Origin of the sequence: Microcoleus sp. K4-B3, from assembly GCF_036704615.1 — a bacterium.
Lineage (GTDB): Bacteria > Cyanobacteriota > Cyanobacteriia > Cyanobacteriales > Microcoleaceae > Microcoleus.
The window spans coordinates 1-8,665 of sequence record NZ_JAUBSF010000146.1 but is presented as its reverse complement, the minus strand read 5'-3'; the positions used below and the strand labels follow the sequence as shown (position 1 = coordinate 8,665).

Annotated in this window: 11 protein-coding genes; 5 read left to right on the top strand and 6 right to left on the bottom strand. The window is 48.6% G+C overall.

The window, feature by feature from the left end; all coding sequences use genetic code 11:
• From QUA78_RS30830 to QUA78_RS30820, 3 genes are all read left to right on the top strand, one after another.
• On the top strand, positions 1-404 hold a 404-nt coding region (locus tag QUA78_RS30830), incomplete at its 5' end, for a hypothetical protein (RefSeq protein ID WP_333399204.1).
• A 461-nt stretch (positions 405-865) separates the two neighbouring features.
• Positions 866-1,180: a hypothetical protein gene (locus QUA78_RS30825; RefSeq protein ID WP_333306203.1), complete on the top strand. Its 315-nt coding sequence runs from the start codon at positions 866-868 to the stop codon at positions 1,178-1,180.
• A 92-nt stretch (positions 1,181-1,272) separates the two neighbouring features.
• Positions 1,273-1,605 (top strand): hypothetical protein, encoded by a 333-nt coding sequence (locus QUA78_RS30820; protein ID WP_333306202.1) that lies wholly within the window; start codon positions 1,273-1,275, stop codon positions 1,603-1,605.
• A 108-nt stretch (positions 1,606-1,713) separates the two neighbouring features.
• Here QUA78_RS30820 and QUA78_RS30815 read toward each other — a convergent pair whose 3' ends face one another.
• The 6 genes from QUA78_RS30815 to QUA78_RS30790 all read right to left on the bottom strand — a co-directional run bounded on the left by QUA78_RS30815 (position 1,714) and on the right by QUA78_RS30790 (position 7,566).
• On the bottom strand, positions 1,714-2,358 hold the full coding sequence (locus tag QUA78_RS30815; RefSeq protein ID WP_333306201.1) for a tyrosine-type recombinase/integrase: 645 nt from the start codon (positions 2,356-2,358) through the stop codon (positions 1,714-1,716).
• Positions 2,359-2,529: 171 nt separating this feature from the next.
• Entirely contained in the window at positions 2,530-2,736 is a 207-nt protein-coding gene (locus tag QUA78_RS30810; RefSeq protein WP_333306199.1) for a hypothetical protein, read from the bottom strand.
• 509 nt (positions 2,737-3,245) lie between these two features.
• The gene (locus tag QUA78_RS30805; protein ID WP_333306214.1) at positions 3,246-4,805 is read right to left on the bottom strand and encodes a bifunctional DNA primase/polymerase; all 1,560 of its coding nucleotides are present in this window, start codon (positions 4,803-4,805) and stop codon (positions 3,246-3,248) included.
• Between the two features lie 700 nt (positions 4,806-5,505).
• The gene (locus tag QUA78_RS30800; RefSeq protein WP_333306213.1) at positions 5,506-6,441 is read right to left on the bottom strand and encodes a site-specific integrase; all 936 of its coding nucleotides are present in this window, start codon (positions 6,439-6,441) and stop codon (positions 5,506-5,508) included.
• Positions 6,442-6,815: 374 nt separating this feature from the next.
• On the bottom strand, positions 6,816-7,187 hold the full coding sequence (locus QUA78_RS30795) for a hypothetical protein (protein ID WP_333306212.1): 372 nt from the start codon (positions 7,185-7,187) through the stop codon (positions 6,816-6,818).
• Entirely contained in the window at positions 7,171-7,566 is a 396-nt protein-coding gene (locus tag QUA78_RS30790) for a hypothetical protein (protein ID WP_333306210.1), read from the bottom strand. The genes QUA78_RS30795 and QUA78_RS30790 overlap by 17 nt, the downstream gene beginning before the upstream one ends.
• Positions 7,567-7,832: 266 nt before the next feature.
• Between QUA78_RS30790 and QUA78_RS30785 the strand changes: the two genes are divergently transcribed.
• Positions 7,833-8,045, top strand: a complete 213-nt coding sequence (locus QUA78_RS30785; protein WP_333306209.1) for a hypothetical protein — start codon at positions 7,833-7,835, stop codon at positions 8,043-8,045.
• A complete protein-coding gene (locus QUA78_RS30780) occupies positions 8,042-8,545 on the top strand; it encodes a GIY-YIG nuclease family protein (RefSeq protein ID WP_333306207.1) in 504 nt (167 codons plus the stop codon). The genes QUA78_RS30785 and QUA78_RS30780 overlap by 4 nt, the downstream gene beginning before the upstream one ends.
• Positions 8,546-8,665 lie beyond the last annotated feature (120 nt).

Sequence of the window (8,665 nt, the reverse complement as noted above, 5' to 3'; positions counted from 1 at the left end):
TAGACCGAATAGAAGCAATCCTCGCAGCCACCGCAGTGCAGCAGCAGGCAAACACCGAGGCTCTGACCAGGCTGGAAGCTCAGACTTTTGCCAACTCCGAGGCGATCGGGCGGCTGGAAGTTCAAACTCTTGCCAACGCGACAGCCATCGATCGACTGACCGATCGCGTTGACAACATAGCGGTGCGACAGCAGGCAAGCGCCGAACTACTCGATCGTTTGGTAGATCGCGTAGATCGCATGGTTTCAGCGATCCAGAACCATCAAGAAGCGCTGAGGCTACTCCAGCAGCAGCAAAATGAATGGAGGGATCAAATGCGAATCATTCAGACAGAAATTCACGACCTCTGGCAATACCTCAACAACCAGCTCCGCAACCGTGGCAACGGCGGCGGGCAAAACTGACGGCGACTGAATCGATTCTGGATTGATTCAGAATCGATTCAAATCGATTCACTGTCTGGCTGAATCGATTCGATGTTTATCAAAAGTGTCCGAAATTTCGGACACTTTTCAGTAAGCAGAGCTATTGACAAGAAAAACTGTGAAAATTTTTTCACAGTTGCCGACACCTAGATCAACCAGTGTCTCCGTGTAGGGAAATGTAAAAAATTTTTTACACTTTTGAGAAAACCCTCGAAAGTGTCCGAAATTTCGGACACTTTTTGATTAAACGCCGATTATTTTTGCCCTGGCCGAGAGCAAAATCAATCAGCCCTTGATAGGTTTGCTGTCTAACGCTAGACAAATGCTAGCTAAGAACTAGACAAGCGTTAGACAGTAACTAGACAACAACTAGACAGTAACTAGACAAAAGCTAGACACTGTGCTAGTATGTCTAGTACACCGCTAGAGAAGCACTAGACATGACTGATAGATTGCAGCTTAATTTGAGATTGGACGGCAGGCGAGACTTGCTTGAGACTGTCAAGCAAGTCTCAGCCAGCGAAGGTTTGAGCGTCAACGCCTGGGTAATTAAGACATTGGAGCGCGCCACATCAGATCGAGGCTCGATCGCAACGCCAGGGTCGATCGCGACACAAGAACAGGAAGCGCCGAAAGACTCAGCACCGCTAGACATCGAATTAGCACTAGACAATTTACTAGACAAAAAGCTAGACACTCTGCTAGCGTCTAAGTTGGCAAACTTTGAGGAACGGCTGGGAAAATTGAGAGCCTGAGCGATGGCAACGATGAATCGCTCAGGCTTGAACTGCAGGCTGATGTAGGTTGGATAGAGCAAGAATTGAATGAGGTTCGCGGCGATTGTAGGATGCTCAAAGAGGAACGTGACGAAGCCCGCGCGAAACTAGAATCCAGTACCCATATCACCAATGAACTCCGAGAGGAAGTGCAGCAACTTCGATCGCAACTTGCGACAGAACGCGCCTCGCGGGAAGAATTGCAGAAAGAGTTTGACAACCTCAATAAACAATATCTAGACAAGGTTTTTGTAGCTGAGGCGCTGCCAGATAAAAAATCAGCCACTGCCAGCGAGTTACCGGAAGCGGCCGACTTGCTCAACCAGTTAAAAGCCAAGCGTAAAAAGTCCAGCGTATCGCTCGCAGATGTGGAGGCGATTTTAGAGATGATTGAAGAGTCCTGAGACGACACATCTCAAAGGTGTTAGGAATAATCCCCGGTTTATACCGGGGATTTACTGGGATTCAACACCAGGGCGTGCGAAAACTTTACAATTACTACTGCGGAGCCATCAGTCCTCCCAAAATCCCTCAAAGCGCTGCGGAGCTAACTGCGTGTAACGGACTGTGTGGTGGATGTTGGCGTGTCCCAGATAATCTTGAATCGCCCTGGTGTCGATGCCCTTGGCTGCCAAATAGTACCCGCAACCGTGCCGGAGCATATGTGGATGCACCGGGAATTGAAGCTGTGCTCCTTCTCCTGACTTGCGGATCATCTTCCTAGCCGCGTCCGCACTCATCGGTCCGCCTCGCTCCGAAACGAATAGGTAGGGCGAGTCGGGAAAATCTCGCTGCAACTGTCTGAGCGATCGCATTTCCTCCCCCGACAGCGGATGAACTGACGGACGCGAACCCTTCAACCTTCGGACGTGAATGTGAGCCGTCTTGAAATTGATCTGCTGCCAGCGCAAGTTCACCAGCTCCGATATCCGCAGCCCGTGCCTGTAGCCCATCAAAATTAGCGTGGCATCCCGATGGCCCCAGCGGCCTTTCTTAGCGGCCTTGATCATCGCCTCCACTTCATCCTCAAACAAATACTCCCGATCGCGAACTTCCAAGTATGTCCTCCTGTTGGAGCTAGTTTTTGGGGGCGGTGAAACAGACTCTCTAACTTTCAGAAGTCGAGGGCCGCGAGTAGGGAACGGGATGACAGTCATTAGAGCACCTAAATCAGTGCCAACATTCTAACTATTGAGATAGATGTTAGAAAGTCTGTCCCCTAGTGATCGGAGCTAGTTTGCAAACGATCGGAGTTGGTCGGCCAATGATCGACGATCGTTCCACCCTAAGCATGGTTCGCCCTGATAACTGATACTGATGACTGATTTTTAAAGTGGTGGTGGTACATCTTCAATAAATAGCCGCCGCTTGTACCGCACCCCACACAACAGCTTTTTAGCCAGTAAGCGCTTAATCTGCGAAAGCGAAACAAAGTATTTCCTCTCATAGGCTTTAGCGGGGATGCACTTGGGCGGGTCTACGGGTGCGCCCGCCGACCTGTAAACTACTCCGACTTTGGGTTTTCCTGTGGGCATAATTTTCCTCGAATTTGGTTAACCAGCCTCTACCACATCGCCTATAGGCGACGAGTGAGTCTTTGGAGAGAAACGCTTGACAGACAAGGGTTTTGCTAAGCGGTCTCTACGACGTGGGCATTAACATCCACGAGTGAGTTTTTCCAGAGAATAAGGGGTGATTTTTGTCCGAAATCTCGGACGGATTTTGGCTCAAAAATCACCCTCGTTTACCTAGCCAGTCTCTACGTCATCGACCTTATACATCGACGAGTGAGTTTTTGGCGGGAAACGCAGACTGGGAAAGGGTTTCAGAAAAAGCAATTTTTGGGTTATTTTGCTGCTTTCTGACTGAGCTTTTATGCTTATTTTGTGGTTATACCGGGTATCACCTAACCCGGTAAGTCGCGGCCGGGAGGCAGGCCCTAAGCCAGCCCCCTCTCGGCGCACGTTGATCAGTTAATCTGTGATCTGTCAATCGGTTAAAAAGGCGGTTTAGAACCTTTTTAATCCTTACTGCTGAGCCATGATCATTTTTGCTTTTCCTTGTCCCGGTTTTTTAGCCCACAAGATTTCAAATCTCCATCTATCTCTTTCTCCAGAAAAGAAGAGACTGATAAAAGAAACTTATTGTCTAAATCCCCCGGCGAGCTCGATTTGACGCATAATGCCTGCTTATCAATCGCGGCCTGAATGCGACCTCTTTGCCGCCTTCCTGACACGAGACGATGATTTATGGCATAGATATTGCAATGAGGCTTCCACCACTCCCCAAACATCGAAACTAAGCCGTCCTGTTGGCAAAGTTTCGCGGGCATATTTTTAAGGAGCGGTAGGTGTTCCATCACTTGCGTTTTAACCAGGGGCGGCAACTCCTTACGAAAACCTCGCACTGGAGAGGCCGCTAACCTGGATCTGTTTGAAAGATGGCGGCTCGCTGTCGAGGGAGAAATTTCCCTCGCCTCTGCGATCGCCTTTTGACTTCCGCCGTAGCAGCGGAAACCCGGCTTAACATAAGTGAACCGATCGCTCCTTGCAATTACCTGTGCCGGTTTTTCACTGGGATGCAGGAGAGCGGTCGGCGCAATTAGCTGCGTCGGTTGCTGAAGGTCGGAACCCTCAGCTTTTTTTATTTGCTGCAGCTCTTCTTGCCGTTGCCGGTAGAGGGCTGCACGTTGCAAATGCTGTGTTTCCACTTCTGTAGCGAGGATGTGGATATTAGCTAAATCGTCAATCTCGACGGCGGCGATCGGGCCGAGTTTCTCTAGGTCGGTAAGAGCGATCGCTTTTTCGAGGCTCGTGTAAAAAACTTTAACCCAGTCTCCCGTCTTTTTATAGTTGCGGATTAGCCCGGACTTCTTGGCTTTACGCAAATATCCTAGGATGGTCTTGGGGTCGCGATTTAAAATTATGGATGCTGCTGTGAGGGTAAATTTACCTATTCCGCATCCCTTGGACTGGTCACTATGCTTCCAGCGCGAGATGTCGAAGCGACGCGCAAGCAACCAGATACTCATTTGACGGCCGAAGTGCTTGAACAATTGTACTGGAAAGCGAACTAAATCCAGCTTCTCAACACCGGCATACTCGCTATGCCAATTCTCGCAGAGCTCGATCAGCCATTCCGGCGCTGGTAGTGGGGGAATGTCGAGCGGATTGTTGAGCCAAATATAAGGTTTTTTTGTCGCCGGGTGCAGGCTTGGTGGCAGCACGCTCTGTCTTCCGTGCCAGTGAAACTCCAGACGCTCTTCTTTGCCGTCATCACCGATAACCTCGGTGGGAATTGGTAGATTGCGTAAGCGATGCCAGTTAGCCTCTGGCACTGAAAACAGGCATTGCTTTCTGCCAGCGCGGCCGCTTGTCCACGCGGTTGTCTCTGAGAAAATGTCGAGGCTGTTGCTGCCTGCTAACTCGGCTAACTTTTTGGCGGCTGATGGCCCATCAAAATCTACTGCCAGTAGCCCGTTGCCCGTCTTCAAGCCGAAGCCCGTTGCCTTGCCGCTTTCGAGCTCGGTGACGATTTCTGAATGATCGAACTGCTTGTTTACCCAATCTTTGACAACGGGTCTCTTCTCCACTACTGGCACCAGCGGCCAATTGTGGGGGATAGTCTCAAATACTTGACTAAATTTACGGGGATTGTGTAGTATGTTAGGGATAAGGTTTCCTCTGTTAGTGAGAAAAAACCGTTAAACCTAGTCGCAGAGGCGCTTATTAACCAAAAACCTATTTAATGTGAGGTATACAAAGTGAGATATCCTGAAATGGATTAGATCGCTCTTTGAATTGACATTTTCGGTAGTTCGGCTAATATATTTTTGTCTTTTTGAAATCGATTACTATCGATTGGTTTTCCGCGCCTCTGCAAAAGGTTAGCGGATTTTTTTTTGCTGTGTTGAAAACATTTGCTACATTGTCTCATTTTTGTGCTATTTGTCAATATTTGGCTAATAGCAAGAGATTCAGCAAATCAATACTAGCGTAGTCATTCCAAAAGGAGCTGGGGGCAAGTTATTATTGAGACTTTTTTGGGAATTGAAAATAGGTAAAATTACGACTATCGCCCTACAAGGCGGAAGTTATAGCTTTACAATCCCTGCCCTGAGAGGGTTTGCAAAATCCTTTGTTCACAGATGGCGACCACATTACACTCAATAGTAAGTTGACTTTTTCTTCTATCCTCCCGACTCCAAAGGTTCCGCACCAACCGCACCAACCGCACCAACAACCGCACCATCGCCCGCACCATTACTGAACAAGGCTTTCAGCGATTCGCACCAACCGCACCAACTAGAGAATCGACGGCAAGTTTGGGCGGTTGATCAAGTGCCCGTAGGTTGTGGCAACCATCCGAGTATCGGAGTGTCCGAGCAAATAAGCGACGCCCGTTAGCGGACATCCCTGTTCGATCGCGTGGCTTGCGAAACTGTGCCGGATGATGTGCGGTCGGCGGTAGGGAATATTTGCAGCACTCAGCACTTTTTTCCAACGATCGCGAAAGTTGTTTGCATCTATGTGGCTCCTGCCAGTGGGATTGAGGAAAACTAAATCTTCAGAATTTTTGCTGGCAGCAGAAAGTTGCTCAAGAATTTTTGCCAGCTCGGAATTGATTTTCAAGAACCGAACACTACCCGTCTTTGTTGACTTCCGCACCCGTTCATAACCGTTGCCATCTTTGCGCTGAGTCAGGGACTCGCAAATGCAAATTTCCCCGCGCTCCAAATTTACGTGACTCCAACGCAGTCCGATCGTCTCGCTGAGCCGACAGCCGGATAAAAACAGGAACTTTGCAAAAGGAGCCCAGGCCGGATAACTTTTCTCGAATCCTGCGACGATTGTGGCGGCTTCTTCCTTGCTGAACGGCTTGATAATTTCCTTGCTTCCCTTGCGATTTCTGACCTTAAGCCAAGGATTGAGTAGAATTAAACCCTCACTTTTTGCCCAGTCGCCACAGCTTTTGAGGTATCCCAATTTTTTGTTAAAAGTGGTAGCAGCAACTTCCATCTGAACAAACCAAGTAACGTCACCGCTGCACGGATTAGCTTTCACAATTTGACGGCGCAATGTGGCATAGTGGTCGGCTTTTGTGTGCGCTGGTAGGTCTAAGTCCGCAACCCAGGCGTCCCAAATTTCCAAGAGCGGAGGACTCTTTTCTCTTTTGTTTTGCTGCAATTGTTGTGACAGTTGCGTCAGTAAATCGTTGAGTTCTGGAGTAATAGTTTGCATCTGTGGAGAATGTGTTTTGCTCGTGTTTTGGGGTGTGGTGGAGACTGAAAGAAATTACTTCGTCTGAAGCACTTCTTACTTCTTGTAAAAGGCAAAAATGCTGATTAAAGCCTTCGTTCGCACAACTTTTGGAAGTAGTGCTGGAAGTTGTGAAGTAATCGCGCAAGTGTTGCTATTGCGTACTTCTGGCACTTCCAATGCACTTCCAATAGCACTTCGATCACTTCGCCCTGGGCAGTAGTACGCGAAGTTACTTCTACTTCTGCTTCCTGGATTTTGTAAGGGTTGGAAGTGGTGGAGAAGTGGTGGAGAAGTGGTGGAGAAGTGGTGGAGAAGTGGTGGAGTTTTAACCACCACTCCACTCGCTTTTATCCCTACACCAACCTGAGCTTAGCTCCAACTTCATGTGAGGTAAGATGCCTGTCAAAGCATGGATAATTCATTTCAGATCCTGCCCCTGCTATCCAGTTGATGAGATACTCCCACCGCTTTTTATGCGGATGCCAGCAGATGCCTACTACTTCGCCTATTTCGCAGTGCTTTGTCTCAAACTCGTCAATCCACTCATCAGCTACCATGTCACCGATATGAAACGGCGGTGCAGGGTATTTGTTAGGTAGTTTGATTGTGGTCGGCTGACGGCGTAGGGCTAGGGCGGGCAGCGGAAGAACTGATGCTGTTTTGTGAAAGAAGTTTCGACGGGAAAATATTGATTTCTGCGATCGTTCTTCAAGCATGACTTGCACTCCTGAACCCATCGCCAGGCATCAAGGTTTCATCAAAAACTGGATACATCCAATCGGCCGCATCTCCCCCAGTCCAATTGATGAGATACTCCCAGCGCTTTTTCTGCGGATGCCAGCAAACTCCCATTACCTCGCCAACTTCGTCCTCAATTTCTTCGATTTCTTCATCTTTGATTTCTTCAAACCAAGGGCTGACTATTTTGTCGCCAATCCTAAAGGCTGGGGCAGGATAGGGGTATTTCTTTTTAGCCGGGTCGGTGAGTGGCTTGACTCCAAGTAGCAAAGCGACCGACGCTGCTTTCTGCAAGAGTTCGCGCCGGGGGACTGTAGAGTGCGATCGCTCTTCAAGCGCTTGCAATGTTGCCTGATTTTCGGACATGATAAGTTGCTCCTTGCCAGGTGACGCTGGCGTAGGTTGAAGTCGTCTCAAGGCTGAGGTCTCAACTCAGCTTTGAGGCGCGTTTTATTTTTGTGGATTCTCGGCGGCTCCGCTGGTTCTAGATAGCGCCTCTTCTACTAGATTTAGCGAGTTTACGGACTGAGGCTTTTGAAAGCTGTACCCACAATAGCATATGTATGCCCTTTTTACAACATGAGGTACAATAGTAGTTACACGCTCAGGAGATAATAGGGGTAACAAGTACCATGACTGTTTTGCCATCAATGCCGGAGAAACGACAGGGACAAGATGTTATCAGGCTGTTCTTAGATGAGCGGTTGAAAGAAAAGTTCAAGAGGGTCTGCTCTATCAAGGGAACCAGCATGACTGAGGAGATCGTGCGTTTTATTGAAAACAGCGTAGAGAAAAACGAAGAATTGTTGAGCCTAATAGACAAACAGCTAGGAGGTGAGGGGTGAATCCAGTAACAGTTGACCCTTTGACACTCCCGTCGCTCCCATTAGCCAACCGCTCAGCTCTACCTCCTTGTCCAGCCGTCTACTTCGCACTGGAAGGCGATCACGTTTTGTACGTCGGCAGAAGTGTCAACCTAAAGCAGCGTTGGATGACCCATCGCCGCTACAGCCAACTAAAAGGATTTAACAACGTCCGCATCGCTTGGCTGGAGTGCAGTGACTCTAGCCTATTGCCAGAAATTGAGGTGGCGCTGATTGAATATTTCCGACCATCTCTAAATGGTGAATTAATACCACTGCCAGCAAAAAATCTCAAAGGCATCATGACCTATGTCAGGCCGGAAGTATATGACAAGCTCAAGCTTTTAGCCGAAAAGGATGAGAGAAGCATCAGTAATTTAGCGGCTAAAGTTTTGTCTGACTGGATTGAGGAACGATCTATCAACAATTCCAAAACAATAACTACAGATGAACAACATTTGGCAGCCAGTAAAGAGGCATGAATCGCATAACACAGGTGAATTGAGATGAACTCAGGCGATCGGCTAGACCGAATAGAAGCAATCCTCGCAGCCACCGCAGTGCAGCAGCAGGCAAACACCGAGGCTCTGACCAGGCTGGAA